The following is a 25892-nucleotide window of genomic DNA, read 5'->3' as shown; positions in this document are numbered from 1 at the left end:
GAAGGGGCGCACACGGGAGGGATCAAAAAGGGATGCGCGGATGTTACGGAATCGAGTACAGCCCGGCCAGCTTTTGGGCCTCCAGAAATGCCTTCGCGGGCAAGCCCGCTCCCACAGGTTATGAGTCGTGCACAGAATTTGTGACTGACCCAAAAACCTGTGGGAGCGAGCTTGCTCGCGATGGCAGCGATGCGGTCTAGAGCAGACTCACACCATCTCGTTGCGAATCCACTCGATCACCGAGGTGCGCTTGGGCGCCCATCCCAGCAACTCCCGCGCACGCGTGCCGCGTACCCGGCTGTTGGAACCCAGGCCATAGTTGGCCATTTCATAGCCCCATTCGGCTTCGGCGTCCTTGAGCGGCCAGTCTTGCGGCTCGCCCAGGTTCAGCGCCTGGGCCATGGCCGTGGTCATGTCGATGAACGAGGCTTCACCGCTTTCGACGAAGTAGAACGTGCCCGGTACGTTGTTGCTCAGCGCCAGCAGGTACAGCGACACCACGTCTTCGATGTGCACGTTGGACCAGATGTTCCGACCGCTGCCGACATGGCGCACCACCCCGCTCTTGCGTGCCTGCTTGAGCAAGCGCGGCAACTGCACGCTGTCGCGTTGCACACCCAGGCTGTGGCCGTAGATCAGGGTGTTGCAGATCACCGCCGAATTCACTCCGTCCTTGGCCGCCGCCAGGATCAGGTTGTCGATGGCCACCCGCGCGGCCTTGTCGACGGTCGGCGCCGGCAGGTTGTCTTCGTAATAAATCACGTCACTGGCTTTGCCGCCCGATGCATCGCCGACGATGCTCGAACCGCTGGTGTGCAGGAACACTTTGTTCGAGCCACGCAACGCGTCGAGCAAGGCCTGCACGGCCCCCAGATGATCGCTGCTCGCGGCATTGATCACCGCATCGGCGGCGCGAGCCTGAGCGGTCAGCAGTTCGCGGTCGTCCAGTGTGCCGACCACCGGGGTGATGCCCAGTGCACGCAACTCATCGGCTTGCTCGGCACTGCGTACCAGGCCCGTGACTGTGTGCCCGGCCTGAACCAGACCGGTGGCGATGGAGCCGCCGATAAATCCGGCAGCGCCGGTAACGAATACGTTCATGGTCAAACTCCCTGCGTGAATAAGTGATGGAGCGAGTATCAAGGAGCAATCACGGGCGAAAAATCCCTTGCGCACCAATTCACTCTTGCGCAGGAATCACGAATCCGCGTTGAAGGTCTCGCTGGCGTACTGCGCCAGCTTGCCCTGAATAAAATCGAGGAAGCATTGAATGCGCAGGGCCAGTTGCGAGTTACGGTAGTACACCGCGTTGATCGGCTGGCGATAACCGCTGTTGAACTCGGCCAGCACGGGTTGCAAGCGCCCGGCGCGAATATCGTCGATGGTCATGTAGTGGGACAGGCTGGCAATGCCCTGGCCTTCCAGCGCCAAGTGCCGAATCGTCTCGCCACTCGACGCACTGATGGACGCCTGGATCGGCCAGCGGTCGCCATGCACATAACGCAACGGCCACTGATTGAGGCCGTCGTTCTGCGAGAAGCCCAGCAACGAATGTTCATTGAGGTCGGCCACGACCTTCGGTGTGCCGTGCTTCTCCAGGTACGCCGGGCTGGCGACGATGTGTATCGGACTGCAGCCCAGGGAACGGGCGTGCAGGGTCGAGTCGGTCAGGGTGCCGATGCGGATGGCGATGTCGGTGCTTTGTTCCAGCAGGTCAATGATCAGATCGTTGCTGTTGAGTTCCAGCGTGATGTCCGGGTAGAGCCGGCGGAACTCGTCGATGTAAGGCACGATGGCGTGCAGCATGAAGGGTGACGCGGCGTTGATGCGCAAACGCCCGGACGGTGTCTGATGGCGTGAGGACAAGCGCTCTTCGAGCGCCTCCATCTGATCGAGGATGCCCTTGGCATGCTCGAAGAAATACTTGCCCTCTTCGGTCAGGTCCATGCGCCGCGTGGTGCGGTTGATCAGCGTGGTGTCGAGCTTCGCCTCCAGCCGCGACAGCGTGCGGCTGACCGCCGAAGGCGTTTGCCCGACCTGCTCGGCCGCCGCAGAAATCGACCCGCATTCAATCACGCAGACGAAAATCTGCAACTCATCGGATCTGGCTTTCACAGCGGCCCCTCATTGAAAAACTCGCCTGATAGTAGCTGGATGCGGGGCAAAAAGGGGTCTCAAGCCGAGAGACCGAACACCCTTTTCAAATGCTGCTCATAGCTCGCCACGTCGGCCTCGATGTTCGGGCGCTTCATCACGTCCACACAGAGGAAGGTCGGCAGCCCGGTCATGCCGAGGAACTCGTTGGCCTTGTGGAACGGAAAGTACACCGCATCCACGCCGCGGGCTTCGAAGAAGTCGGTGGGGTCGTCGAACGCTTGCTGCGGCGCGTTCCAGGTCAGCGAAAGCATGTACTGCTTGCCCTGCAGCAAACCACCGCTGCCGTATTTCTGCGATGCATCGGAACGGGTACGACCGTCGTTGGCGTAAAGGCTGCCATGCCCCTCGGTGAAGACTTCGTCGATGTACTTCTTGACGGTCCAGGGTGCGCCCATCCACCAGCCCGGCATCTGGTAAATGATCACATCGGCCCAGAGGAACTTGGCCACTTCTTCGGCGATGTCGTAACCGCCGTCGATGAAGGTGGTCTTGATATCCACGCCGCCGCGATCCAGCACGCTCATCGCGGCCTCGTGCAGGGTGGCGTTGTAGCGGCCATCGGAGTGGGCGAATTGTTTGCCGCCATTGAGCAACAGGACTTTTTTCATGGTGGGTCTCGGGAAAGGTCATGAATTGGATGGCGGCAGATTAACGACCTGCCCCGCGCGGAATAAGCACCGAATGCGCAAAATTCATTTGACCAATACGCACGAATACCAAGGCGATTGTTGCCATAGACTTGGGAAAAACTCGAATCAGAGGCAGTACCGATGAGTGAAATCCAGGGCTTTATCCTCCACGCCAAGACCCGTCCGGAAAAATCCGACGCCTTCGAAGCGTTTTTCAGCAGCCATGTGCAAGCCAGTCGCGCCGAACCCGGCTGCATCGAATACCACATGCTGCGCGACAAGCAGGACCCGACGCTGTTTATCTTCTACGAGATCTGGCAATCCCAGGCCCACCTCGACGTGCACTCGAACCTGCCGCACATGAAGCAGTTTCTCGATCAACGTGATGAGTACCTGGAACGGGATTTCGAGATTCGTGCGATCGAAATGATCAGCCCGTCCTCCGCTAGCCGTTGATCAACAAGTGGCCGCCGAGCACGCCGAGGCCAACGAAGAACACACGCTTGAACAACAACGCGCTGATCCGCTGGCGCAGTGATTGCCCCAGCCACATGCCGAGCATGGCCGGGATCAGCGCCAGCAGTGACGCGCTCAGCTCTCCTCCGCCAAGGGCGCCACGCCACAACAAGCCAGCAGCGAGGGCGAGGGTCGAGACGGTGAACGACAGGCCCAGCGCCTGCACCAGTTCATCCTTGCTCAAGCCCAGCGCTTGCAGGTAAGGCACCGCCGGAATCACGAACACCCCGGTGGCCGAGGTGATGATGCCGGTCAGCAAGCCGCACAGCGGAGCAAGCCAGCGTTCGCTGCGCCCCGCCACACGCAAGGTCGGCAGAAACAGCCCGCTCAGTGCATACAGCAGCAACGCCGCACCCAGGCCGCGTACGACCCAATGACCGCTGCTCATGCCGAGCCACAGCGTGCCTGCGCCAGTGCCCAGGAAGATCGCCAGCAGCATCGGCCACAGCCGTTTGATCAACCCGCGCAAATGCCCGCCGAACGCCAGTTGCCAGACGTTGGTCAAGGTGGCGGGAATGATCAGCAGCGCAGCTGCCTGTGCCGGTGCCATAGCCAGACCGAGCAGGCCCATGGCAACGGTTGGCAGGCCCAGGCCAATGACGCCCTTGACCATGCCGGCGAGCATGAAGGTGGCAATGACCAGCACAGAAAGGGCCAGGCCGAGGTTCTGGTAAAACGAGGAGAGTGTGTTCATGGGACTATGGTGAGCCTGGAACGCTGGGTTGAAAATCTGCCATATACTTAGGCTGCCTCTTGGTTTAACAGAGGCTAATGATTTTTGTGGCGGTCATACGGACACCACACGTTTAGAGGCTGACCCATGCACTTCGACCTCACCGACCTGCGCCTCTACCTGAACATTCTCGACAGCGGCAACATCACCGCCGGCGCCGCGCGCAGCCATTTGTCACTCGCGGCGGCTAGTGCGCGAATCCGCGCGATGGAAGCCTCATCTGGCATCGAGTTTCTGGCGCGCAATCGTCGCGGGGTCAGCCCGACGCCCGCAGGCGATGCCCTGGCGCGACACGCGCGGGTCTTGCTGCAACAAACCGAACGTATGCAGCAAGAGCTGGCCGAGTACGCCAAAGGGGTCAAAGGTCAGGTCCGTCTGTTGTGCAACACCACGGCCATCACCGAATACCTGCCGGAACTGCTCGCCGACTTTCTGCACGATCACCCCAACCTGAGCATCGACCTGCAGGAACTGCCCAGCACCCGCATCACCCATGCGTTGCGCCAGGGTGCGGCGGACCTTGGCATCGTCTCCGACGCAGTGGACATCACCGGCTTGCAGGCCCGTGCGTTTCGCGATGATCCACTGGCGCTGATCATGCCCGGCGATCATCCGCTGGCCAGCGCCCAGGTGTTGAGCTTCGCCGACACCCTGTCGCACGACTACGTCAGCCTGAACGCCAACAGTGCGCTGGCGGTGTACCTCGAAGAACAGGCGCTGCACGCAGGTTTGCGCATGCAAGTGCGCATCCGCGCCGACGGCTTCGATGGTGTGATGCGCATGGTCGCCCGGGGGGCGGGGCTGGCGATCGTTCCGGTGGCGGCCCTTGAGCGCAGGCCATACGAACCCGCCATCAAAAGCTTCGCTCTTCACGAACCCTGGGGGCAACGAAAACTGCTGCTCTGCGCCCGGGACTTTGCCGTACTGCCCGCCTACGCCAAAGCCTTGCTACAGGCTTTGAGCCATTCCTGAAGGGCAGGCTTTATCCTTGGGCACTGCGTTTCTGGATAGCTCGATGTCGAGCACAGACAACTGAGCGCCGGGCGGGCCATATAGGGTGCGACTTCAGTTCCTGAGCCCACTGCCCGGAGTCATCATGACCGCACCGATTACCGTACTTCGCGACACCCACCCGCTGCCCGTGCTCGACGCCTGCAAATGGGAGAAGCTCGAAGGCGACCCGCACACCGTCAACCTCAACGCCTACACCAGCGAAGACGGCAGCAAGATCATGGGCACCTGGATCTGCACGCCCGGCAAGTGGTACGTGGAATACGTGAAGTGGGAGTACTGCCATTTCCAGGAAGGCTACTGCGTCATCACACCGGAAGGCATGGCGCCGATTCACCTGCGCGCGGGCGACATCTTCGTCATTGAGCCAGGCATGAAAGGCACTTGGGAAGTGGTGGAAACCGTACGCAAGTATTTTGTCTTTGCGTAAGACATCTCTCTAGAACCCAGGCTTGCCGTCGCCAGCGACGGCAAGCCTGTTTTTTTCAGTGCTGCAGGATTTTCGACAGAAAGCTGCGCGCCCGCTCCGAGCGCGGAGCACCAAAGAACTCCTCGGACTTCACGTCCTCGATAATCTCGCCGCCGTCCATGAACACGATGCGATCGGCCACTTTGCGGGCGAACCCCATTTCGTGGGTAACACACATCATCGTCATGCCCTCACGCGCCAGTTCCACCATGACGTCCAGCACTTCGTTGACCATCTCCGGGTCCAGCGCCGAGGTCGGTTCATCGAACAGCATGGCAATCGGGTCCATGGCCAAGGCCCGGGCGATGGCGACCCGTTGCTGTTGGCCGCCAGACAGCTGGATCGGGAATTTATGCGCATGACTTTTCAACCCGACGCGGTCGAGCAGGCCCAGGCTTTTCTGGCTGGCGGTATCGACGTCACGGCCCAGCACCTTGATCTGCGCCAGGTTGAGATTGTCGAGAATGCTCAGGTGCGGAAACAGCTCGAAATGCTGGAACACCATCCCTACCCGCGCGCGCAGTTTTGGCAAGTCGACACCCTTGCCGGTGACAGGCTGGTCCTCGATGAAAATCTCGCCTTCCTGCACCGGTTCCAGGCCGTTGACGCATTTGATCAGGGTGCTTTTGCCCGAGCCGGACGGTCCGCACACCACCATGACTTCACCGCGCGACAGTTCGGTGGTGCAGTTTTTCAGGACCTGGAAATTGCCATACCACTTGCTCAGGTTGTTCATCTGGATCATGCGGTTCTCCCCACATTTCTTTTCATGCGTTTGGTCAGGTTGGACAGCAGATAGCAGATCACCAGGTAGACGAAGGCAACGAACAGATACAGCTCGACCAGACGCCCGTCACGTTGCGCGAACTTGCTCGCAGCGCCGGTGAAATCGGCAATCGACAGCACGTAGACCAATGAGGTGTCCTGGAACAGGATGATCGTCTGCGTCAGCAACAGCGGTGCCATGCGCCTCAATGCCTGCGGCAGGATCACGTACAGCATCGCTTGTGCCGGGCGCAGGCCGAGCGCGGCGGCGGCCTGCTTCTGGCCGGCGCTGATGCTCTGGATTCCGCCGCGAATGATTTCGCTGTAGTACGCCGCCTCGAACATGCAGAAGGTCACGAATGCGGTGACGACCGGGCCGATCTGCACCGGCCTTTCCGTGCCAAACGCCATCTGCAGCAGCAAGGGCATCAGGAAGTAGAACCAGAAAATCACCAGCACCAGCGGAATGCTGCGCATCACCGTGACGTAAGCCAGGGCGAAGCCGCGCATTGCACGGTTGTGCGACAGACGCATCAGCGCCAGCAAGGTACCGGCGACGATCCCTACCGACATCGCTACCAACGTCAGCAGCAATGTGAACTTCAGGCCATTCCACAGTGCCGGCATGGCCCTGACAATGACACTCGGATCCAGATCAAACATGACTTACCTCGTCGCGCCGCGAACGGCCAGGGAGCGCTCGATATGACCCATGACAAAGGTCAACAACAGCGAGATGACCACGTAGATCAAGGTCGCGGCAGTGAATGCCTCGAAGGTGTTGAAGGAGTACTCACTGACGTTGCGCGCTTGCGCGGTCAATTCCATCAAGCCGATGGTCAGCGCCACCGAGGAGTTCTTCAGGGTGTTCAACGCTTCGGAGGTCAGGGGCGGAAACACCACGCGGATCGCCTGCGGCAACAATACTTCCAGGTACATCTGTGAAGGCCGCAACCCCAACGCCAATGCCGCGCCCCGCTGCCCCACGGCAACCGATTCGATGCCCGCCTTGAACAGCTCCGACAGCTTGGCCGAGGTGAACAGGGTCAGGGCCAGCACCGCGCTGAAAAACGAGGGATAAGGCAAATCCTGCTTGAGGTAATCGCCGAGCGACACCGGCAGCAACTCCGGCACCACGAAGAAACAGATGAACATCTGCACCAGCAAGGGGATGTTGCGAAACACCTCGGTGTACAAATTGCCCAGCCACACCAGCGGGCGCAGCGTGCTGGTGCGCAGGGTGCCGATCACACCGCCGATCAGAAACGCCAGGGTGAACGCGACGAGGGTGGTCGCCAGGGTCCAGCTGGTACCGGTGATCAGCCAATACAGATAGGACGAACTCTCCCCGGGTGCGGAGTCCCAGAAAATGCCCCAATTCCAGTTGTAATCCATGAATCACCAACCTTTGAGCGCAAGCCGCGGTCGGCGGCGCCCCGAAGAGCGCCACCCGCCACGGTGAGGGATGGAATCAGACGCCAGTATCGTTCGGGTGCGCGATGGCTTCTTTCAGGGCATCACTCATTGGCAAGTTGATGACCGCGTTCTTCGGCGGAATCGGCTGCTGGAACCATTTCGGATACTGGCTATCGATCGCACCGCTGCTGTACAGGTTGCGCAGTACGTCGTCGGCAAAGGTCTTGAACTGCGGATCGTTCTTGCGGATACCAATGGCATAGGGCTCGGCCGACATCGGTTCAGGCAGCAAGGTGTAGGCATCCGGCGAACGGCTTTGGGCGATGGTCGCCATCAATTGCACGTCGTCGTTGATGTAGGCCACCGCGCGACCGGTTTCCAGCATCAGGAAGGCTTCGCCGCCATCCTTGGCATTGAGGATTTTCAGGCCCAGGGATTTTTCCCGATCAAGGTTCTTGGTGATCCATTCGCCGCTGCCGCCGGTAATCACCACAACCGCTTTGCCCTTGAGGTCAGCAACGCTGCTGATGCCGGCGGTTTTCTTCACCGCGTATTTGGCACTGGCGACGTAGCTGGTGAGCAGGAAGCCAATCTGTTTCTGACGCTCGACGGTGTTGGTGGTGACGCCGCATTCCAGGTCGATGGTGCCATTGATCAGCAACGGTGTGCGGGTGGCCGCGACCACCGAAACGTACTCGGTCTTGAGGTTGGGCTCGCCGACCTTGACCTTGATCTGATCGACGATTTTCTGGCAAAGCTCGATGCTGTAGCCGATGGGCTGCTGGGCATCATTGAGATAGGAAAACGGCAACGATGCGTCGCGATAGCCCAGCGTGACAGTGCCCTGTTCCTTGATCTTCTTCAGTGTTCCGGTGAGCTCGTCAGCCTGCGCGGCGCTGACGCCCAGGCAAGCAGCGACGACGAGGGCAAGCAGCTTTTTCTTCTGATCGAACATGGGGATCTCCGACTATTGTTATGGCAGCTTTGGCACAGCGAAGGGCGAAGGCTTCAGCGCAGGGCTGCAAGCGCTTCACGAATACGTACGACCGCTTTTTTTATTTGTTCGCGGGACGTGGCAAACGACAGCCGGAAGTAACCCGGCAAACCGAACGCCAGCCCCGGCACCACCGCCACACCCGCCTGATCAAGCAGGTAGGCGGACAGTTCGACGTCATCGCTGATCACCCGCCCCTGCGGGCTGACGCGGCCGAGCAACCGGCTGCATTCGGGAAAGGCGTAAAAGGCCCCGGCCGGCGCACTGACGCGCAACCCCTCGCACACGCTGAGGCCCTCCACCAGCAAACGTCCGCGTTCGGCATATTCGCCGGCACTGCGCCGGACAAAATCCTGCGGGCCTTCAAGGGCTGCGCGCGAAGCTTCCTGGGAGATCGCGCTGGCGCCCGAGGTGCTTTGCGACTGGATCTTGCTGATCGCCGCGATCAGGGCTTTCGGTCCGGCCGCATAACCGATGCGCCAGCCGGTCATGGCATAGGCCTTGGCGACACCGTTGATCAACAGCGTGCGCTCGCGCAGCTGCGGGCAGGCATTGCCGAAGGAAACGAAGGGTTGGTCGGCCAGCAAGACGTGTTCGTAGATCTCGTCTGACATCACCAGCACGTTGGGAAAATCTTCCAGTACCTTGCCCAAGGCTTGCAGCTCGACCTTGGAATAGATCGCACCGCTAGGGTTGGACGGCGAGTTGAGAATCAGCCAGCGGGTCTTCTCGGTCAGGGCGTTCTGCAGCACCTCGGCGGTCAGTTTGAAGCCGACATCGATGCCGCAGGGGATGACCTGCGGGAGGCCACCGTTGAGCGTGACTATGTCGGAATAGGAAACCCAGTACGGCGCCGGGATGACCACCTCGTCGCCGGGTTCGAGTGTGGCCATGAAGGTGTTGAAGATGACTTGCTTGGCACCATTGCCAACGGTGATTTCATCGACGCTGTAAGTCAGGCCGTTTTCGCGCTGGAATTTGCCGACGATTGCCTGGCGCAGCGCCAGGGTGCCTTGCGGCGCGGTATAGCGGGTGTGGCCGTCGCGCATGGCCTGCGCGGCCGCCTCGATGATATGCGCGGGGGTATCGAAATCCGGTTCGCCCAGGCTCATGTCGACAATGTCGCGACCCTGGCTGGCCAATTCCTTGGCTCGCATGGAGATGATCATGCTGGGGGAGGAAGAAATTTCTTTGACGCGACGACTCTCGAAACTCATAAAAATACCCGCCTTCCGTGGAGGTTCGCCGAGGACTGCTTAGCGCCCCTTGTTGTTGTACGACGTAGTATGACATCAGGAAAAAAATTTTTGCAATGGACAGAAAACGTGAATTTTCTAACGGGCACAGGTGCTCAAAACAGCGCATTGCAGCGATGATGCGGAACAACGGAGGACCATCAAGGAGATTGAAAGCGGTACAGAGATATGACGAGTTGATCTGGCCTGGGGGCGAGGTAACGAGGGAAGTCATTGAAAACGTGAAGGAAAAACCAGTTCAGCAAAAACAAAAAAACCGGGAGATCACCCGACGTGATTTCCCGGTAAATGTCGATATGTCCACATGACTCCTGTGGCGAGGGAGCTTGCTCCCGTTCGACTGCGCAGCGGCTGTCAATCAGCAAACACGATTAACCTTTTTCCACGTATTTGCCGCGTTTGGGTCCGCTTCGCAGACCAGCGGGAGCAAGCTCCCTCGCCACAATGGTTTGATCCAGTCTCTACTGCGGCTTGCGATAACCGTTGATGATCGCCGAGAAGTCGCTGCCACCCTCGCCGCGCAGGCTCATCGCCTGATACAACTGCTGGGCCACCGCACCGAGCACCACCGGTTGGTGTGCCTGACGCGCCGCCTCGGTGGCCAGCCCCAGATCCTTAAGCATCAACTCGGCCCCGAAACCGCCGGTGTACCCGCGCGAAGCCGGTGCCGTTTCGACGATGCCCGGCCACGGGTTGTACATTTCCGAACTCCAGCAACGCCCGGTGGAGCTGTTGATGATGCCCGCCAGCACCTTGGTGTCGATGCCCAGGGCGTCGCCCAAGGCCATGGCTTCGCTGACGCCAACCATGGAAATCCCCAGCAACAGGTTGTTGCAGATTTTCGCGATCTGCCCGGTGCCGACCTCACCGCAATGGACGATGTTGCGGCCCATTTGCGCGAGGACCGGTTGCAGGGTGGCGAACAGTTCCGCGGTAGCGCCGACCATGAAGGTCAGGGTCCCGGCTGCCGCACCACCGGTACCGCCGGAGACCGGCGCATCGGCCATGGCCACGCCTTGTTTGGCCGCGGCGGCGGCTACATCGCGGGCCGTCTGCGGATCGATGGTGCTGCAATCCACCGCCGGCACACCTTTGCCGATGCCGGCGAGCACGCCGTCCTCGCCCAGCCAGACACTGCGCACATGCACGGCAGCCGGGAGCATGGTGATCACCAGCTCGGCGCCATCGGCAGCCTCTCGCGCCGAAGCGCTGATGCTGCCGCCCAGTTGTTCCAATTCCGCGAGAACGGTTTTGTTCAGATCGACCAGGCGCAATGCGTGACCAGCCTTGATCAGGTTGCGCGCCATTGGCGCGCCCATGTTGCCCAGACCGATAAATGCGATTTTCATGTCTGGCTCCTCAACGCAAGTTGATGGTGGTGTTCACACCGTCGTTGACGCTGTCGTCATCGAACCAGCGGCTGGTGACGGTTTTGGTCTGAGTGTAGAACTGCACCACTTGCTTGCCGTACGGACCGAGGTCGCCGAGCTTGGAACCACGGGATCCGGTGAAGCTGAAGAACGGCACCGGCACCGGAATCGGGATGTTGATACCGACCTGGCCAACGTCGATTTCCGTCTGGAATTTGCGCGCCGCCGCACCGCTCTGGGTGAACAGTCCCGTGCCGTTGCCGAACGGGTTGGCGTTGACCAGGGCGATGGCCTGGTCGAGGGTGTCGACTTCCAGCACCACCAGCACCGGGCCGAAGATTTCCTGGGTGTAGATCTGCATGTCGGTGGTGACACCGGAGAACAGGGTCGGGCCGACAAAGTTGCCTTTCTCGTAACCCGGAACACTGATCTCGCGACCGTCGAGCTCAAGCTTGGCGCCTTCCTTGATGCCGCTTTCGATGAGGTCGAGAATCCGCGCCTTGGCTTTTTTCGAAATCACCGGACCGACGTCAGTGCCCGGCTCGCTGCCGGCATTGACCTTGAGTTTCTGCGCCAGCGCCTTCAGGTCCGGCAGCCATTGTTTGGCCGCGCCCACCAGCACCACTACAGAAGTTGCCATGCAGCGCTGACCGGCCGCACCGAAACCGGCACCCACCAGTGCATTCAGCGCCTGTTCACGATTGGCGTCCGGCAGGACCACCGCGTGGTTCTTCGCGCCCATCATCGATTGCACGCGCTTGCCGTGCTTGCCAGCCAGGTCATACACATGGGTGCCGACGGCGGTCGAACCAACGAAGGAAACAGCCTTGATGTCCTTGTGGGTGCAAAGTCCGTCCACCACATCCTTGCCGCCATGCACGACGTTGAGCACACCGGCCGGAATGCCCGCTTCGATCGCCAGTTCCACCAGCAGCATGGTCGACATCGGGTCTTGCTCGGACGGCTTGAGCACGAAGGTGTTGCCGCAGGCGATGGCCATCGGGAACATCCACAACGGAATCATTGCCGGGAAATTGAACGGGGTAATGCCGGCGCACACGCCGATAGGCTGGCGCAGGGTGTAGGTGTCGACGCCACCGGCGACGTTTTCGGCGAACTCGCCCATTTGCAGGGTGCCGATGGAGCAGGCGTGCTCGACCACTTCCAGGCCACGGAAAATGTCGCCTTCAGCGTCAGCGATGGTTTTGCCTTGTTCGGCGCTCAGGACTACGGCGATACGCTTGGAGTGTTCGCGAATCAACGCCTGCAGCTTGAGCATGATGCGCATGCGCGCGCCAATCGGCGTCAGCTTCCAGGTCTGGAAAGCGCGATGGGCAGCACTGATGGCGGCGTCGACTTCTTCAGTGGTGGCAAAGGGTACTTTGGCCAGCACTTGCTGGGTGGCCGGGTTGACGATGTCGTGCCATTCGGTGGATTTCGACTCGACCCACTGGCCGTCGATCAACAGCTTGACCTTCTGTACCGTGGTGTCGTTAGGCGTAAGCGATGCGTTCATGTGGGTCTCCGGATCTTTGTTTTTATCTTGGGAGCCAGGGCGATAGCGTCGCCCTGAGATGAGCTGCGTACAGCGAATTGGTTGTCGGACTGTTTTTGGAGTATAGATGTGCAAACTTCTAATAAGAACGCACATAAAAACCGGTCCAACATGCAAAAAAACATCACCTCCCTGGGCTCGCTGAACTGGGACGACCTCAAGTTTTTCCTCGAAGTGGCCCGTACCCGCAAGGCCAGCACGGCCGCCAAACGCCTGGCCGTGGACTACACCACGGTGTCGCGACGCATCAGTTCGCTGGAAGCGGCGCTGGGTACCTTGCTGTTCGAGAAATCCCGGACCAGCGGATTCGTCCTGACCGCCGAGGGTCAACGGCTGATGGGCTATGCCGAATCGATCGAGAGCACCCTGCACATGGCCTGCGAGCAGGTTTCAGGGTCTGGCGTGGCGTTATCCGGCCATGTGCGCATGGGCTGTACCGAAGGCTTCGGCAGCTTTTTCATCACGCCGCAACTGAGCCATTTCGTCGACACCTACCCGGCGATCTCGGTGGATATCCTGCCGTTGCCGCACTTCATCAGCCTGTCCAAGCGCGAAGCCGATATTGTCATTGCCCTGGAACGCCCCGAGCATGGCCCGTACGTCTGCTGCAAACTCTGCGACTACCGCTTGCAGCTGTACGCGACCCAGGCCTATCTGGACAACCATCCGCCGATTCGCCGGCCGGCGGATTTGGCCAAGCATTCGTTTATCAGTTACGTCGACGACCTGGCGTTCAGCTCGGAGCTGCTCTACCTGGCCAACGTGCTGCCAGGTGCCAGCGCCAACCTGCGCAGTACCAGCGTGATTGCCCAATTCGTCGCAGCGCAGCAGGGACGCTCACTGGCGATCCTACCGTGCTTCCTCGCCGCCCAGGACCCGCGCCTGCTGCCGGTGTTGCCGCGGGAAATCGACATCACCCGACAATTCTGGATGTACTGCCGCGAGGACCTGCGCAAGCTCAAGCGGATCACCCTGTTGTGGGATTACATCAGGGAGGTGACGGAGCGGAACCAGCCACTGTTGATGGGGGAAAGTCGGGAGATGCTGTTCGCCGATTAGTCGGCACTGACCACGATCGCCACCCGGCGATTCTCGGTGCGGCCACTGGACGTGCTGTTGCTGGCCACCGGCACGCTGCTGCCCAGGCCGCGCAACTGGACATTCTCAGGTTTCATGCCGACGGCATACAGCACATTGGCCACGCTCTTCGCTCGACGCATGGACAGCTGTTCGTTATAGGCCTCCTTGCCCGAGGCATCGGTATGGCCATCGACCCGCACGCGTTCGATGCCCACGCCCTGCAGCGCTTTACCGATGCGCTCGACGATGTCAGTGCTCTGTTTGTTGAGGCTGTCATCGTCGCTGCCGAACAAGACTTTGCCGGACAGGCCAAAGGCCCAGCCTTCATCGGTCAGCTCAAAGCCTTGCTGTTTGAGCACGGCAATTTGCGCCGGGGTCAGGCCGGTCGCAGGGGCGGTCTGGCAACCGGTGAGGCCCAACACGGCCAGCAGCAGGCACAGGGTGAAAAAACGCAGAGAACGCAGGGATTGGGTGAACACGAAAATCAGCTCCTGTCGGGGATATCGGCGGCAGAGTGCTCCGACCCTGCCGTGTACTGCGCACCACGGGACAAGCGTTTGGCCTGGTACATCGCCCCGTCGGCGGCATTGAGCAAGGCGCCGGGAGTGCCCCCATGATCGGGGTAAACCGCGACGCCGATGCTGAGTGAGGTCATCACTTGTGTATTGCCCGGTAACGCAATCGGGACTTCCATGCTGGCGAGAATGCCGTCGGCAATATGTTCAGCGTCTTCGATTTTGTGCAACGGCGTCAGCAGGACGGCAAATTCATCCCCGCCGAGCCGCGCCACCAGGTCATCCTCGCGTAATTGCGAGCGCACTCGATCAGCGACGGCCACCAACACTGCATCTCCCGCAGCATGGCCGTAGCTGTCATTGATCTGCTTGAACCGGTCGCTGTCGAGAAACAGCACCGCGACTCGTTCGCCAAGTTTGTTGGCGTTACGCACCGCACGCATCAGGCGACCTTCGAAAAAGGCCCGATTCGGCAAGCCCGTGAGGCTGTCATGACTGGCCTGATGGGCCAGTGTTTCGTTTTCACTTTGCAGGTGCGACTGCCAGGCTTCGAGTTCATCGAGCAGGGCATTGAAGTCATTGCCGAAATCATCCAGTTCGGCGATATCGGCCGGCGGCACACGCCGGTCAAAGGCTCGCTCGCTGCGCGCGGCATGGGCGACCGTGGCCAGGTTGCGCAATGGCTGGGTGATGCCGCGCAGCTGCCGCCGGGCGAGAAAGAGCGCGACCCAGCCACTGAGGGCTGTACACAACAGAATGCCGGCCAGGCCGCTGAGCAGAAAACGCACCAGGCTGCCGCCGTGGCCTGTGAGCACGATACTGCCAATGTCTCGCCCTTCATGGACGATCGGCATATTGATGGGTTCTTCCAGAAACGCTTTGGCGATGTGCAGCTCCAGTGCTGACATCCAGCCATTTTCCGGACGCTGCCAGCGAGCGAGCAATTGCCCCTGCTGATCGAACACCTGGGCATCGGCGACTTCTTCGGTGGCCGCGATCAGCGCCAGCGCTTCAGTGGCAGCCGGCTTGTCGTTGAACACCACCGCCGCTTCAACGGTGTAGTTGATCGAGCGCGCGATCAAGTGCAGGTTGTGATCGGCATACACCCGCAGGGCCAGAACACCGAGCAATGTCAGCGAAACGCTGGCCATGCCCACGCCGACCAATGCCACGAATACATTACCGCGGCCAATGACCGAACGCAGACTCGGGCGATTGCCCGATTTGAGCAGGCTCATGGTGCCGCCGGCTTGCGGCGCGAGAGTTGCAGCACACTCGGATGGATGCGCACACCACTGCGCGCGACAGAATCCAGATTGACCTCAAAGGACACCTGCTCATCGCCGACCCGCAGGCAAAACAGACTGCCAACGGTGCATTGATCATCGCTCTCACTGATGCTCAGGACAGGGTGGCCGATCAACGCGCTGAACAGTCGGGCGCGCTCCTCGCCAGTCAGTTTGCCGATATACACAGCATCGCAATCGCCGACGATCGAAGGGTTATCGGCCAGCAGACGCTTGACCGTCACCGGGCGCCCGGTGGCCTGCGTCGTGCCTTTGACCAGATCATCGGTGTATTCGGTAGGCCCCACCAGGCACAGACGCAACTGTGCAGGCTCAACCGGCCAACGGGCGTAACTGAGAATGCCCAGTACCACCTGGGTGACCGCCTTGGCGCGCTGGTCTGCCATGCCTGCCGACGGTAGTGGTTGCGCAAAGACGCTGCCGGGCAGCATGAGAAGCAGAACGGCGAGCAGCGCTTTATTACAGGCAACGACGCGCCGTGTCGTCCAGACAGCCACCTTCATGCAGGGATACTCGTTGACCATAGCGAAATGATGCCGCAACGATAGCATAGCGACGCTATGCCAGCGAGGAAGCGTCCTACGGCACCCGAGGCAACCTCCTACACTCGGCTACTGGCATTTCAGAGAGTCGACTCGGCGTCTTCCTTCAACTCCAGCATCAGGCCGCTCAGGCGTTTTACCCTGCGCTTGACCGCCTCCTCGAATACACCCGGGCGCGATTCAATCAAGGTGAACCAGTCCTTGGCCCGGGTAATGCCGGTGTAGATCAGTTCCTTGGTCAATACCGGATTCAGTGCATCAGGCAGGATCAATGCAGTGTGGGCGAACTCCGAACCCTGGGATTTATGCACGGTCATGGCGTACACGGTTTCGACATCATTCAGACGGCTTGGCAGGACAAAGCGCACACCGCCCTGACCATCATTTCGCGGGAAAGCCACACGCAGGACCTGCTTGCCCGTTTCGCCCGGCTCGGGAAGCTTGAGAGCAATACCGATATCGCCGTTCATCAAGCCCAGACCGTAATCGTTGCGGGTCATCAGCACCGGGCGACCTTCGTACCATTGCTGATCGCTGTCGATCAGCCGCGCGCGCAGTAATGCGCCGGTGACGCGCTGGTTCAAGCCTTCCACGCCCGAGGCCCCTTTGCGCACGGCGCATAACAACTGAAATGCATCGAACGCGTGCAGCACTTGCCGAGCCCACTCGACCCAGCGCGAGTCTTCAGGGGCGGTGTCGAACGGCGGCCGCTGATTGCGCAGTACACCCAGGTAGTGCCTGTAGCCCTGAGGGCCTTCGCCGTGGCCGTCGAGCAACAGGCGCTCCAGGGCCCGGTCCTGCTCACCTTTGAGAGCCAGGGCGAACACGTCGTCGTGGCTGCGTGCAGACAACAACTTGCGGGCTTCGTCAGGCTGCTGCTGATTGACCCAACGAGCCAGTTGACCAATGCCGCTACCCTCGCCGAACCGTCGCGAATGACGCAGCATCACCACCTGTTGCGCCAGTGGATGAGCCCCCTGTTCATCCTCTTGCAGGCCGCTGGACGCCAGGCTTTCGCCGCTGACCGCTTCCAGCCATTGTCGCGTCTGCGGGCTGTACCAGCCTGACTCTGCGTCCCGGCACAAATCACCCAGAACAGCGCCGGCTTCCACCGACGCCAATTGATCCTTGTCACCCAGCAGTACCAAACGCGCATGGGGCGGCAGCGCATCGAGCAGATTGGCCATCATTTCCAGGTCGATCATCGAGGCTTCGTCCACCACCAGCACATCCAGCGGCAAACGGTTGCCCGCGTGGTGGCGGAAATGACGAGTGCCGGGGCGGCTGCCCAGCAGGCGGTGAACGGTGGTGACGTCGGAGGGGATCTTTTCGCGTATGCCCTCTGCGACTTTCAAGGTCCGGACTTGCTGGCTGATGGACTCGGTCAAGCGTGCCGCCGCCTTGCCGGTAGGCGCCGCGAGGCGAATTCGCAAGGGTTTGCCGGCTTCGACCGCTGGCGCCTGGAGCAATGCCAGCAGGCGCACGACAGTGGTGGTCTTGCCCGTTCCGGGGCCACCGGTAATGATGCTGAAAGCCCCGCGAGTCGCGAGGGCGCAGGCCAGTTTCTGCCAGTCGACGACCTCAGCGGCCCTGGCAGGACCGAACAACCCCGTGAGGCGTTCGGGCAAATCATTCGGCGTGGACTCGTGTGTCGTTAAACGCTCACGCAGCGAAAGGTCGATCCGGCGCTCGTAAGCCCAGTAACGGCGTAAGTACAGGCGCTTACCCGACAACACCAGGGGCCGGTCCTGTACCGCTTCGCGACTGTCAGCCGCCAGGGCCACCAGGCTGCTGGAGGTCAGCACCTTGCACCAGTGCGCGCCGTCCAGCGTGGCCAACAACTGTGATGGCAACAGCATCGCGCCCATTTGCGGATCGCCTTCGGGTGGCAAGGACAAGGCAAAGTCCGGCTCTTTCAGGGTCTCAAACAGATCGAGGCAAACATGCCCGTGCCCCAGTTGATGACTGGTCAGCGCAGCCGCGAGCAGCACCAACGGATCGTCGTCCGGTGCCAGCTCATGCAGGAAGGCGACGAACGCCTTGTCCAGGGCTCGCAGCCAGCCGCGCTCGACCCAACGGGTGAGCAACAGCAGCAGGTCATCAGCACGACTCAGCGGTGCCAGGTCAGCCAGGTTGTCTGCGCTCGACGCCAGGGGCAGCAGATCGGCGAAGGTGCGATTCATAACAGTACTCCCTGTTCCCAGGCGGGTTCGGCCTTGGGTTCCGGCTTGCCCTGGAACAGCCTGTCCAGACGCTCGATCAATTCTTTTGGCGGCCGCGCAAAATACACGCCCTGGCTAGTCGCACGTGTACCGCGCAAGAACAGGTACAGCGCGCCGCCGACATGCCGGTCGTAATCGTAGTCGGCCAGACGCGCCTTGAGCTGGCGGTGCAGGGCCAACAGGTACAACACGTATTGCAGGTCATAGCGGTTGTCGAGAATCGACTGCTCCATGGCTTGCTCGGTATAGGCGCAGTCGTCGGCACCAAGCCAGTTGGATTTGTAGTCGGCGACGTAATAACGGCCTTCGTGTTCGAAGGTCAGGTCGATGAAGCCCTTGAACATGCCATTGAGCAGCACCGGTTCGGCAGCCACGCGGGAGGCGCCGTTGTGGGTGAACTGGCACACCAGCGCGTCGAGCTTGAGCACGTCGACTTTATGACTGGCGAACCAGAACTCCATCTCTACGCGGTACTGGCACAATTGACTGAGCGTCACCGGCGCCTGATCGTTGGTCAGATGCAACGGGGACTTGAGCAGATGTTGCAACCATTCGCTCAAAGTGGCGATCCAGCCTTCCCAGCCACGGCGATTGCAGCGACGGGCAATGGCATCTTCCACGGCGTGTGGCTCGGCTGAAAAGCCTTCGTTCCCGGCCCATTCCAGCAACCCATGCAGGAAGGTCCCGGGGTTCGGGCCGCGCGGGAATCGATGGATGTCTGCGCCGCCGGCAATCATCTCCCGGGGGGCTTGAGGATCGAGTCGCTCATCATCAAACAGCTTCTGCGCCTGCGGGCTTTCGGGCGCCACGTCACTGCCGATGCTCAAGCTGTCGCCTATGCGCAGGGCACTGTAGGAAGCGATCCACCAGTTTTCACTGGCCCTGCGTTTCGGAACCAGGGTTGCCAGCAATGCCGCGGTGTTTTGCGGCGGCCGGTAAAGTTCTTCACTGGTTTCGGGCATTGGCAACGATGACAGCGCCGGGCAGTCTTGCTGAAGATCTTCCAGCCAACGCAGCAACCCCGCGGACTCGCCCAATGGCGCACCGCCGCCCAGCAGATAACCCAATGCCGACAGATGCAGCACAGAGCTATTGTTGTTGCCACGCTTGAGGTCCGCGACGCCCAACCAGCAGGCGTGTTGCGCCCGGGTCAAGGCGACATACAGCAGGCGAAGATCCTCGGCCAACCGCTCCTCATCGGCCAGGGCTATCAGCTCCGCCGTGGGTTTCAACGTCACCTGGGCGTTGCCCGCCGCATCGTGATAATGCAATGGCAGGCGACTGCCATCCACCGGCTTGGCCGAACAAATGAACGGCAGGAACACCAAGGGGTACTCCAGCCCTTTGGACTTGTGAATGGTCACCACCTTGACCAGTTGCTCATCACTCTCCAGGCGCAGGATCTGCTCTTCGCCGGCCTGACCGGACAATGCCAGGTGCTCGGCCAGATGACGGATCAGCGCTTGCTCACCGTCGAGTTCGGCGGCGGCCTGTTGCAGCAATTCGGACAAGTGCAGCAGATTCGTCAACACGCGTTCGCCGTCACTGCGGGTGATCAGTGCCTGGGGCAAACGGAAATCGTGCAGCAAGCGTCGCAACATGGGCAGCACACCCTGCTTGCGCCATAGTTCGCGATAACCTCGGAACTGCATGACCCGGGACTCCCAGGCCAGCTCGTCCTGATTCAGACGTTCCAGCTCTGCCAGCGACAGGTTCAAGGTGATGCTGGCCAATGCAGCCCGCAGAGGCCGTTCGACGTCCGGCTCGGCACAGGCCTTGAGCCAACTGAGCACGTCGTGGGCTTCCTGGGCGGCGAACACCGAGTCCTTGTCGGACAGGTAGACGCTGCGCACGCCACGGGCAGCCAGCTCGAAACGTACGGCCTGGGCTTCTTTGCCATCGCGAACCAGGATGGCGATATCCGAGGGCAGCACACCTTTGAAGTCTTTGCCGTCCTGGACAAAGCCCGCTGTGCCCTGCTGCCCGCCATTGAGCAATGCCGTGATTTCACTGGCGCAAGCGGCCGCCAGTCGTTGCCGATACACGGCACCGGACAGCGGCTGTTCGGCGGCCAGGTGCCAGACATTGAGGGCAGGCACAGGCTGGTCATTGATGCGCAAGACTTCCTTGCGCCCCTGGGATTCAACCGGGGTGAACGGGACCGGATTCTCGCCATTGTTCTCGCGGAACAGGAACGCACCTCGCCCAAGCGCGCGAGCTTCCGCACGCTGGAACACATGGTTCACCGCGTTGACCATGCCATGGCTGGAACGGAAGTTGGTGCCCAGTGTATGCAGGCGTCCGGAGGTGGCCTGCCGAGCACGCAGGTAAGTATGGATGTCGGCGCCACGGAAGGCGTAGATCGCCTGTTTCGGGTCACCGATCAGGAACAGGCCGCACTCGGGGCTGTTCTCCTCAATGCGATAGATGCTTTCGAAGATCCGGTACTGCACCGGATCGGTATCCTGGAATTCATCGATCAGCGCGACCGGAAACTGCTCGCGAATCAGCGTCGCCAAGCGCTCGCCACCTTCGGATTGCAGCGCCGCATCCAGGCGCAACAGCATGTCGTCGAAGCCCATTTCTGCACGACGGCGTTTCTCTTCCTCGAACCGGGCCCCGACCCAACGGGCGGCATGTTGCAACACAGCCGCATCGGGGGTGGGTAACGCATCGAGTCGAGCCTTGAGACCGGCCATCGCCTCCAGCCCCGGATGGCGCGGTGCTTCACCTTTCCAGGCTTCGGCCATGCCGTCGGGGGTCAGGCGCGTGAATCCGGTACCGATATCCAGATGTTCGAGGGATTCATCTTCGGCCCAAGCCTTGAGTTTTTCGAACCAGGGCTCGAAGTAGCGAGCCTGCATCTTTCTGCCATCGACGCTTTTACTCGCAACGCCTTGGTGACAGATCGCAAGCAACTCGTCAGCCCACTGGCACCAAGGCCTTTTCAGCTCGATCAGCGCCGCCTTGCGCTCCTGCAAACACTCGCTAATCAGATCGACAGGCTCCTTGCCGTGCAGCGTATCGCGCTCGCTGGCAAACAAGGCGCGGATGCGCGGCAGCAATGCGGCGGGGCCACCCCAATTGGCGCGCACCCAATTCAGTGCATCCCCTTGCATGGGGTAACAAAACAGACGCCAGTAGTCGCGCAGGACTTCGCCGAGCAAATCGCTGTGGTCGGTTTCCAGGGTCTGGGTAAACAAGCTTCCGCTGTCGAATGCGTGCTCGCGCAACATGCGCTGGCACCAACTGTGGATGGTCGAGACGGCCGCCTCGTCCATCCATTGCGCGGCGATGTCCAAGCGGTTGGCGCAACCGGCCCATTGCTCAGGCAGGTACTGTTCGCGCAGTTCGGCAATCAGGCCATCAGGTGCGGACGTCTCATCACGGAAGAATCGCGCAGCCTCGGCCAGTCGCGTGCGGATGCGTTCACGCAGCTCTTTGGTAGCAGCGTCGGTAAAGGTCACCACCAGAATCTGTGGCGGCAGCAGCTCACGACCGAAACCGCTGGCGTCGCCACCGTGGCCCAACACCAGGCGCAGGTACAACGCGGAAATGGTGAAGGTTTTGCCGGTCCCGGCACTGGCTTCGATCAGCTGGCTGCCGCGCAACGGGAATGCCAGGGCCAAAGGCGTCTTCGTGCTCATCAGTTTGCCTCCCCGCTGGTCAACGATCGCCACGCGGCTTCAAACAACGGACGGTAGAGCGCGTTGCACCAATCGATGAAGGTTTCATCGGCCGTCAACGCATCGAAGTCGGCGAACTGGCGTGTGAGGGCGGGGCTTTCTGCTCGCTCGCCATCGGTGGTCAAACCATCACCTTCATAGGCCTTGCGCGCAGCGGCCTCGGCCTTGACCGGGTCGGTTTGCCCAAGCCAGGCGAAAGCCGTCTTGACTGCAATCGGCAGGGGTTGGCGCATGCCGGTTTTCCAGGCCATCAGCACGTCACTGAGGATTCGTTGCGCTGAAGCCTCCTCCAGCGGGCCGAGCAGCAAACTGTCATCACTGGCCACCAAGGCGGTGGTCAATGGCTGACCATTGGCGCAGGCCACCAGATGGTTGATCCATGGGCGTATCAGGCGATGCCACTTTCGCGCCTTGATCGCACCGATGCTGTTGGGGATCGTGGTGACGGACAGCAAACCACCGTCCGCACGCTGATGCAGGCCGGTCAGCCAGCCCTCGATACGCAAGCCTTGCAGTTCGAGATCGACCGGCAGCGCACTGGTGATGGGCTGTGGCCATAACGTCAGCAGTTGTTCGTACCGCTGAAGCAGGTCTGGCAATGGCTCGATCAATTCCCGTTGCAGGCTTTCACCGAATCCGGCCATGGGCAGCAGGCCACTGTTTTGCAGGCGTTGCGCTTGCACTCTGAGGGCCTGATCCGAGTGATCGAGATTGCCCAAGGCGACTTCGAGCAAGCTGTCGCTGAGGTTGTAACGCTGCAACGCATCGAGGACAAAGGGCTCTTCATCGACCAAGGGTACCTGTGCCGCTTCGAAGAAAATCTTCAGCCGCTGACTGAAAAAGTGTCGCACCGGGTTGCGCAGGAAGTCCTGCAGTTGGGCGATGCCCAGAGGCTCATCCTGGACATGCGCGTCCAGCACTTCGGTATCCATCATGGGTTTAAACGCGTGATGCAGTGCCTGCCATTCGCTGGCGTAACTGAACAGCTCATCGCCCTCGTGGAAATAGCGTGCACTGAACGGCTGCAAAGGATGTTCCTGGGTCATTGCATGCAGCAGATTTTGTGTGGTGTCAGCCAGCCGCCAGCCGCTGTCGAGATGGTCGCGCAACTGACCGATCAGCACCGATGCCGGACGCTCGCTGTTATCGCGAATGCTGCGGCCAACCCAGCTGATATAGAGCTGGTCCCGTGCGGACAGCAACGCTTCCAGTAACAGATAGCGGTCGTCTTCGCGCCGTGAGCGGTCACCTGGACGGTAGTCGCTGCCCATCAAGTCGAAATCCAGTGGCGGCTGCGCACGCGGGTAATCCCCATCGTTCATCCCCAGCAAGCAAACCAGTTTGAACGGGATAGCGCGCATGGGCATCAAGGTGCAGAAATTGACTGCACCGGCGAGGAAACGCTGCGACAGACGTCCCTGGTCGAGGCCAGCCAACCATGCCTCGCGGACCACCGTCAGCGGTAACTCGTCGTGCAGCCCCACGGACTCACAGGTCTCGAGCCAGGTCTCGCGCAGTTCTTCGAGCCGAGTCAGCAGATAGTCATCATGCTCATTGCTGGCCACGAAGAACAGTTGCACCAACGCTTGCAAGCGCGAGCCCCATTGGTTGGGGGAGGCAGGTCTGGACAGTTCTTGATGCGCCACTTCCAGTGCGTCGAGCAGTGCCACCAAGGGACCGATCAGCGCGGCATCGAGGCCGCCGATTTCATCGTAGGGCTCGATGCCTGCGCAAGCGTCGGCACTGCCCACGGCATAGCCGAGCAGCATGCGGCGCAAACCGAATCGCCAACTGTTCTGCTCCAGCGCCTCCGGCAGCCCAAGCCCGGCACGCTGTTGCGCATTCATGCCCCAACGAATGCCGGCACCTTCGATCCAGCGGTGCAGCGTCGGCAAATCACGTTCCTCGACGCCAAAACGGGCACGCAGCGCCGGAACGTCGAGCAGATCGAGAATTTCGCTGACCGGGAACCGGCTGTCGGGTAGTTTAAGCAGGTGTTCTACAGCGATCAGCAAGGGGTCGCGACCTCGCTGCCCCTGGTCTGCCAGGGTGAACGGAATGAAGCGCGGGTCGTTGCGATCCAACTGCCCAAACACTGCGCGAATATGCGGTGCATAACTGTCGATGTCCGGGACCATCACAATCACGTCACGAGGACGCAGGTGCGGGTCGGCACTGAAGCGGGCGAGTAATTGGTCGTGAAGGATTTCCACTTCGCGTTGCGCACTGTGGGCGACGTGAAAACGGATCGACTGGTCCTGGTTCAGGTCGACCGCGGGCCAGTGCTCACGCGTCTCCAGAAGCGGGCGCAACTCGAGGATGTCGTCCTGCAACTGGTTGAGCATGTTCAATGGCTGGCTGTCACTGAACAGGTCGATGCGCCCGTCCCGAAATGCCGAGCGGTAGCTGTTGGGGTCGTCGTAACTGTCGAGCAGACTGATGTAATCCCGGCCCTGTTTGCCCCACGCAGCCAACAGCGGATGAGCATGTTGATGGAGGGTCTGCGGGTCGAGTACCACCGGCATACCGCTCTTGCGGGCCTGGCGTTTGTATTGGTGCCGTAACAGGTCTTTATCGGCGACGATGTCAGCCCAATGGTGACGACAGGGGTTGTGCACACACAGCAGGACCTGACTGAATCTGGCGAGCCCGGCCAACGCTTCCAGGACCTGCGCCGGCAGGGACGAAATGCCGAAAACGATCACTCGTGAGGGCAATCCGTTCGGAGCCACATCGAGGCTGTTGATGCGTTCGATAAATCGCTGGTGAACACCGGCACGGCTTTGCGCCATGCCTTCTGCTCCAACATCCAGCAACAATGCCCGCCACAGTTCCGCTTGCCAGCAACTGGCCGGAGCGAGCGGTTTGGCTTCACCTCTGCCGCTGCGTATTTGATGACGACCTTCTGCCCAATCCTCAAGCCAGTCGGCGCGGTAAACCTGGTACTGGTCAAACAGATCCGCCAAACGCTCGGCCAACTGATAGCGTTTGCGCAGATCACTGTCGTTGGTCAGAAAGCGCCGCAGGGGTTCAAAGTGCGGCTGTTCAATGACCTGCGGCAGCAGGCGCATCAGACGCCAGGTCAGCGGTGCTTTATCAAGCAGGGACTTGGCTGGAATTTCTTCTCGACCGAGCACCATGCGATAGAGCTGCCACATGAAGCTACCTGGCAGTTGCACGTCGATGGCGGCAGCAATGCCACAGCCTCCCATGTCGTCATCTGCGGCGTCTTCGGCCAGTGCCAGTTTCAGCCATTGGGCAATGCCGTTGCTCTGCACCAAGGCAATTTCATTTTCCAGAGGAGCCAACGGATAACGCCGCATCCAGCTGACTACCAGGCTGCGCAATTCGTCAAGGCGATTGCCGTGAACCACCATAAAACCAGGATTGAGGAGCGTTGCGGCTGGCATAAGGCGTCCTTGGAAAGCGCAAAATCGAGGGGCGACTTTAACATCGAAGGCGATTGGCTTCATTGTCGGAGCGCGCTTGCTTCGGACGGGGTGTCGACGATGAGGGGAACCTGGTAACCCGGGAGGAGGCAGTCGAGACTTTTCCGCGGCCAAAAACAAAACCCCAACTGCTTTCGCAATTGGGGTTTCGGAATTTAATCTTGACGATGACCTACTCTCACATGGGGAAACCCCACACTACCATCGGCGATGCATCGTT

At 60.7% G+C, this 25892-nt stretch carries 21 protein-coding genes; 4 read left to right on the top strand and 17 right to left on the bottom strand.

Annotated features, from left to right (window positions below):
- Nucleotides 1-207: 207 nt before the first annotated feature.
- The 3 genes from EIY72_RS20640 to mdaB form a co-directional block, all read right to left on the bottom strand.
- Nucleotides 208-1101: an NAD-dependent epimerase/dehydratase family protein gene (locus EIY72_RS20640; RefSeq protein WP_093226850.1), complete on the bottom strand. Its 894-nt coding sequence runs from the start codon at nucleotides 1099-1101 to the stop codon at nucleotides 208-210.
- 96 nt (nucleotides 1102-1197) lie between these two features.
- Nucleotides 1198-2115 (bottom strand): LysR family transcriptional regulator, encoded by a 918-nt coding sequence (locus EIY72_RS20635; protein WP_093226851.1) that lies wholly within the window; start codon nucleotides 2113-2115, stop codon nucleotides 1198-1200.
- A gap of 59 nt (nucleotides 2116-2174) precedes the next feature.
- On the bottom strand, nucleotides 2175-2765 hold the full coding sequence (mdaB, locus tag EIY72_RS20630) for an NADPH:quinone oxidoreductase MdaB (protein ID WP_093226852.1): 591 nt from the start codon (nucleotides 2763-2765) through the stop codon (nucleotides 2175-2177).
- A gap of 162 nt (nucleotides 2766-2927) precedes the next feature.
- On the opposite strand from mdaB, the gene EIY72_RS20625 reads away from it, so the two are divergent.
- Nucleotides 2928-3242, top strand: a complete 315-nt coding sequence (locus tag EIY72_RS20625) for a putative quinol monooxygenase (RefSeq protein WP_093226853.1) — start codon at nucleotides 2928-2930, stop codon at nucleotides 3240-3242.
- Here EIY72_RS20625 and EIY72_RS20620 read toward each other — a convergent pair.
- On the bottom strand, nucleotides 3232-3996 hold the full coding sequence (locus tag EIY72_RS20620; protein WP_093226854.1) for a sulfite exporter TauE/SafE family protein: 765 nt from the start codon (nucleotides 3994-3996) through the stop codon (nucleotides 3232-3234). The genes EIY72_RS20625 and EIY72_RS20620 overlap by 11 nt on opposite strands.
- Nucleotides 3997-4122: 126 nt before the next feature.
- On the opposite strand from EIY72_RS20620, the gene EIY72_RS20615 reads away from it, so the two are divergent.
- Together EIY72_RS20615 and EIY72_RS20610 are read left to right on the top strand one after the other, a co-directional pair.
- Nucleotides 4123-5007 (top strand): LysR substrate-binding domain-containing protein, encoded by an 885-nt coding sequence (locus EIY72_RS20615; protein WP_093226855.1) that lies wholly within the window; start codon nucleotides 4123-4125, stop codon nucleotides 5005-5007.
- Between the two features lie 124 nt (nucleotides 5008-5131).
- Nucleotides 5132-5476: a cupin domain-containing protein gene (locus tag EIY72_RS20610; protein ID WP_007988984.1), complete on the top strand. Its 345-nt coding sequence runs from the start codon at nucleotides 5132-5134 to the stop codon at nucleotides 5474-5476.
- A 55-nt stretch (nucleotides 5477-5531) separates the two neighbouring features.
- On the opposite strand, the gene EIY72_RS20605 is transcribed toward EIY72_RS20610, so the two are convergent.
- The 7 genes from EIY72_RS20605 to EIY72_RS20575 all read right to left on the bottom strand — a co-directional run bounded on the left by EIY72_RS20605 (nucleotide 5532) and on the right by EIY72_RS20575 (nucleotide 12832).
- Nucleotides 5532-6260: an amino acid ABC transporter ATP-binding protein gene (locus EIY72_RS20605; protein ID WP_093226856.1), complete on the bottom strand. Its 729-nt coding sequence runs from the start codon at nucleotides 6258-6260 to the stop codon at nucleotides 5532-5534.
- Complete coding sequence (locus EIY72_RS20600) at nucleotides 6257-6943, bottom strand: amino acid ABC transporter permease (protein WP_093226857.1); 687 nt, start codon at nucleotides 6941-6943, stop codon at nucleotides 6257-6259. Before EIY72_RS20600 ends, EIY72_RS20605 begins: the two co-directional genes overlap by 4 nt.
- A 3-nt stretch (nucleotides 6944-6946) precedes the next feature.
- Nucleotides 6947-7675 carry an amino acid ABC transporter permease gene (locus EIY72_RS20595; protein WP_093226858.1) on the bottom strand — a complete coding sequence of 243 codons (729 nt, stop codon included), beginning with the start codon at nucleotides 7673-7675 and terminating at the stop codon, nucleotides 6947-6949.
- A gap of 76 nt (nucleotides 7676-7751) precedes the next feature.
- Nucleotides 7752-8651 carry a transporter substrate-binding domain-containing protein gene (locus EIY72_RS20590; protein WP_093226859.1) on the bottom strand — a complete coding sequence of 300 codons (900 nt, stop codon included), beginning with the start codon at nucleotides 8649-8651 and terminating at the stop codon, nucleotides 7752-7754.
- A gap of 53 nt (nucleotides 8652-8704) precedes the next feature.
- Complete coding sequence (locus tag EIY72_RS20585; RefSeq protein WP_093226860.1) at nucleotides 8705-9907, bottom strand: pyridoxal phosphate-dependent aminotransferase; 1203 nt, start codon at nucleotides 9905-9907, stop codon at nucleotides 8705-8707.
- A gap of 500 nt (nucleotides 9908-10407) precedes the next feature.
- The gene (gene mmsB / locus EIY72_RS20580; RefSeq protein ID WP_093226861.1) at nucleotides 10408-11295 is read right to left on the bottom strand and encodes a 3-hydroxyisobutyrate dehydrogenase; all 888 of its coding nucleotides are present in this window, start codon (nucleotides 11293-11295) and stop codon (nucleotides 10408-10410) included.
- A 10-nt stretch (nucleotides 11296-11305) separates the two neighbouring features.
- Complete coding sequence (locus EIY72_RS20575) at nucleotides 11306-12832, bottom strand: CoA-acylating methylmalonate-semialdehyde dehydrogenase (RefSeq protein WP_093226862.1); 1527 nt, start codon at nucleotides 12830-12832, stop codon at nucleotides 11306-11308.
- A 150-nt stretch (nucleotides 12833-12982) separates the two neighbouring features.
- On the opposite strand from EIY72_RS20575, the gene EIY72_RS20570 reads away from it, so the two are divergent.
- Complete coding sequence (locus tag EIY72_RS20570) at nucleotides 12983-13930, top strand: LysR family transcriptional regulator (protein ID WP_093226863.1); 948 nt, start codon at nucleotides 12983-12985, stop codon at nucleotides 13928-13930.
- On the opposite strand, the gene yfiB is transcribed toward EIY72_RS20570, so the two are convergent.
- From yfiB to recC, 6 genes are all read right to left on the bottom strand, one after another.
- The gene (gene yfiB / locus EIY72_RS20565) at nucleotides 13927-14430 is read right to left on the bottom strand and encodes an outer membrane lipoprotein YfiB (RefSeq protein ID WP_093226864.1); all 504 of its coding nucleotides are present in this window, start codon (nucleotides 14428-14430) and stop codon (nucleotides 13927-13929) included. The genes EIY72_RS20570 and yfiB overlap by 4 nt on opposite strands.
- Before the next feature lie 5 nt (nucleotides 14431-14435).
- Nucleotides 14436-15704 carry a diguanylate cyclase DgcN/YfiN gene (gene dgcN / locus EIY72_RS20560; RefSeq protein WP_093226865.1) on the bottom strand — a complete coding sequence of 423 codons (1269 nt, stop codon included), beginning with the start codon at nucleotides 15702-15704 and terminating at the stop codon, nucleotides 14436-14438.
- Nucleotides 15701-16276, bottom strand: a complete 576-nt coding sequence (yfiR, locus tag EIY72_RS20555; protein WP_093226866.1) for a regulatory sequestration protein YfiR — start codon at nucleotides 16274-16276, stop codon at nucleotides 15701-15703. Before yfiR ends, dgcN begins: the two co-directional genes overlap by 4 nt.
- Nucleotides 16277-16395: 119 nt before the next feature.
- Entirely contained in the window at nucleotides 16396-18498 is a 2103-nt protein-coding gene (gene recD, locus EIY72_RS20550; protein ID WP_093226867.1) for an exodeoxyribonuclease V subunit alpha, read from the bottom strand.
- A complete protein-coding gene (recB, locus tag EIY72_RS20545; RefSeq protein ID WP_093226868.1) occupies nucleotides 18495-22184 on the bottom strand; it encodes an exodeoxyribonuclease V subunit beta in 3690 nt (1229 codons plus the stop codon). The genes recD and recB overlap by 4 nt, the downstream gene beginning before the upstream one ends.
- Nucleotides 22184-25633, bottom strand: coding sequence for an exodeoxyribonuclease V subunit gamma (gene recC, locus EIY72_RS20540; protein WP_093226869.1), 3450 nt, complete (start codon nucleotides 25631-25633; stop codon nucleotides 22184-22186). Before recC ends, recB begins: the two co-directional genes overlap by 1 nt.
- Nucleotides 25634-25892 lie beyond the last annotated feature (259 nt).

Origin of the sequence: Pseudomonas vancouverensis (genome assembly GCF_004348895.1) — a bacterium.
Taxonomy (GTDB): Bacteria; Pseudomonadota; Gammaproteobacteria; order Pseudomonadales; family Pseudomonadaceae; genus Aquipseudomonas; species Aquipseudomonas vancouverensis.
The sequence above is the reverse complement of the archived record's forward strand: the minus strand, read 5'-3'. Positions and strand labels throughout refer to the sequence as shown.

Coding starts and splice junctions, on each gene's coding strand:
- EIY72_RS20640 (WP_093226850.1), bottom strand. CDS start 1,101: ATGAACGTATTCGTTACCGGCGCTGCCGGATTTATCGGCGGCTCCATC.
- mdaB (WP_093226852.1), bottom strand. CDS start 2,765: ATGAAAAAAGTCCTGTTGCTCAATGGCGGCAAACAATTCGCCCACTCC.
- EIY72_RS20625 (WP_093226853.1), top strand. CDS start 2,928: ATGAGTGAAATCCAGGGCTTTATCCTCCACGCCAAGACCCGTCCGGAA.
- EIY72_RS20620 (WP_093226854.1), bottom strand. CDS start 3,996: ATGAACACACTCTCCTCGTTTTACCAGAACCTCGGCCTGGCCCTTTCT.
- EIY72_RS20615 (WP_093226855.1), top strand. CDS start 4,123: ATGCACTTCGACCTCACCGACCTGCGCCTCTACCTGAACATTCTCGAC.
- EIY72_RS20610 (WP_007988984.1), top strand. CDS start 5,132: ATGACCGCACCGATTACCGTACTTCGCGACACCCACCCGCTGCCCGTG.
- EIY72_RS20605 (WP_093226856.1), bottom strand. CDS start 6,260: ATGATCCAGATGAACAACCTGAGCAAGTGGTATGGCAATTTCCAGGTC.
- EIY72_RS20600 (WP_093226857.1), bottom strand. CDS start 6,943: ATGTTTGATCTGGATCCGAGTGTCATTGTCAGGGCCATGCCGGCACTG.
- EIY72_RS20595 (WP_093226858.1), bottom strand. CDS start 7,675: ATGGATTACAACTGGAATTGGGGCATTTTCTGGGACTCCGCACCCGGG.
- EIY72_RS20590 (WP_093226859.1), bottom strand. CDS start 8,651: ATGTTCGATCAGAAGAAAAAGCTGCTTGCCCTCGTCGTCGCTGCTTGC.
- EIY72_RS20585 (WP_093226860.1), bottom strand. CDS start 9,907: ATGAGTTTCGAGAGTCGTCGCGTCAAAGAAATTTCTTCCTCCCCCAGC.
- mmsB (WP_093226861.1), bottom strand. CDS start 11,295: ATGAAAATCGCATTTATCGGTCTGGGCAACATGGGCGCGCCAATGGCG.
- EIY72_RS20575 (WP_093226862.1), bottom strand. CDS start 12,832: ATGAACGCATCGCTTACGCCTAACGACACCACGGTACAGAAGGTCAAG.
- EIY72_RS20570 (WP_093226863.1), top strand. CDS start 12,983: ATGCAAAAAAACATCACCTCCCTGGGCTCGCTGAACTGGGACGACCTC.
- dgcN (WP_093226865.1), bottom strand. CDS start 15,704: ATGAGCCTGCTCAAATCGGGCAATCGCCCGAGTCTGCGTTCGGTCATT.
- yfiR (WP_093226866.1), bottom strand. CDS start 16,276: ATGAAGGTGGCTGTCTGGACGACACGGCGCGTCGTTGCCTGTAATAAA.
- recD (WP_093226867.1), bottom strand. CDS start 18,498: ATGAATCGCACCTTCGCCGATCTGCTGCCCCTGGCGTCGAGCGCAGAC.
- recB (WP_093226868.1), bottom strand. CDS start 22,184: ATGAGCACGAAGACGCCTTTGGCCCTGGCATTCCCGTTGCGCGGCAGC.
- recC (WP_093226869.1), bottom strand. CDS start 25,633: ATGCCAGCCGCAACGCTCCTCAATCCTGGTTTTATGGTGGTTCACGGC.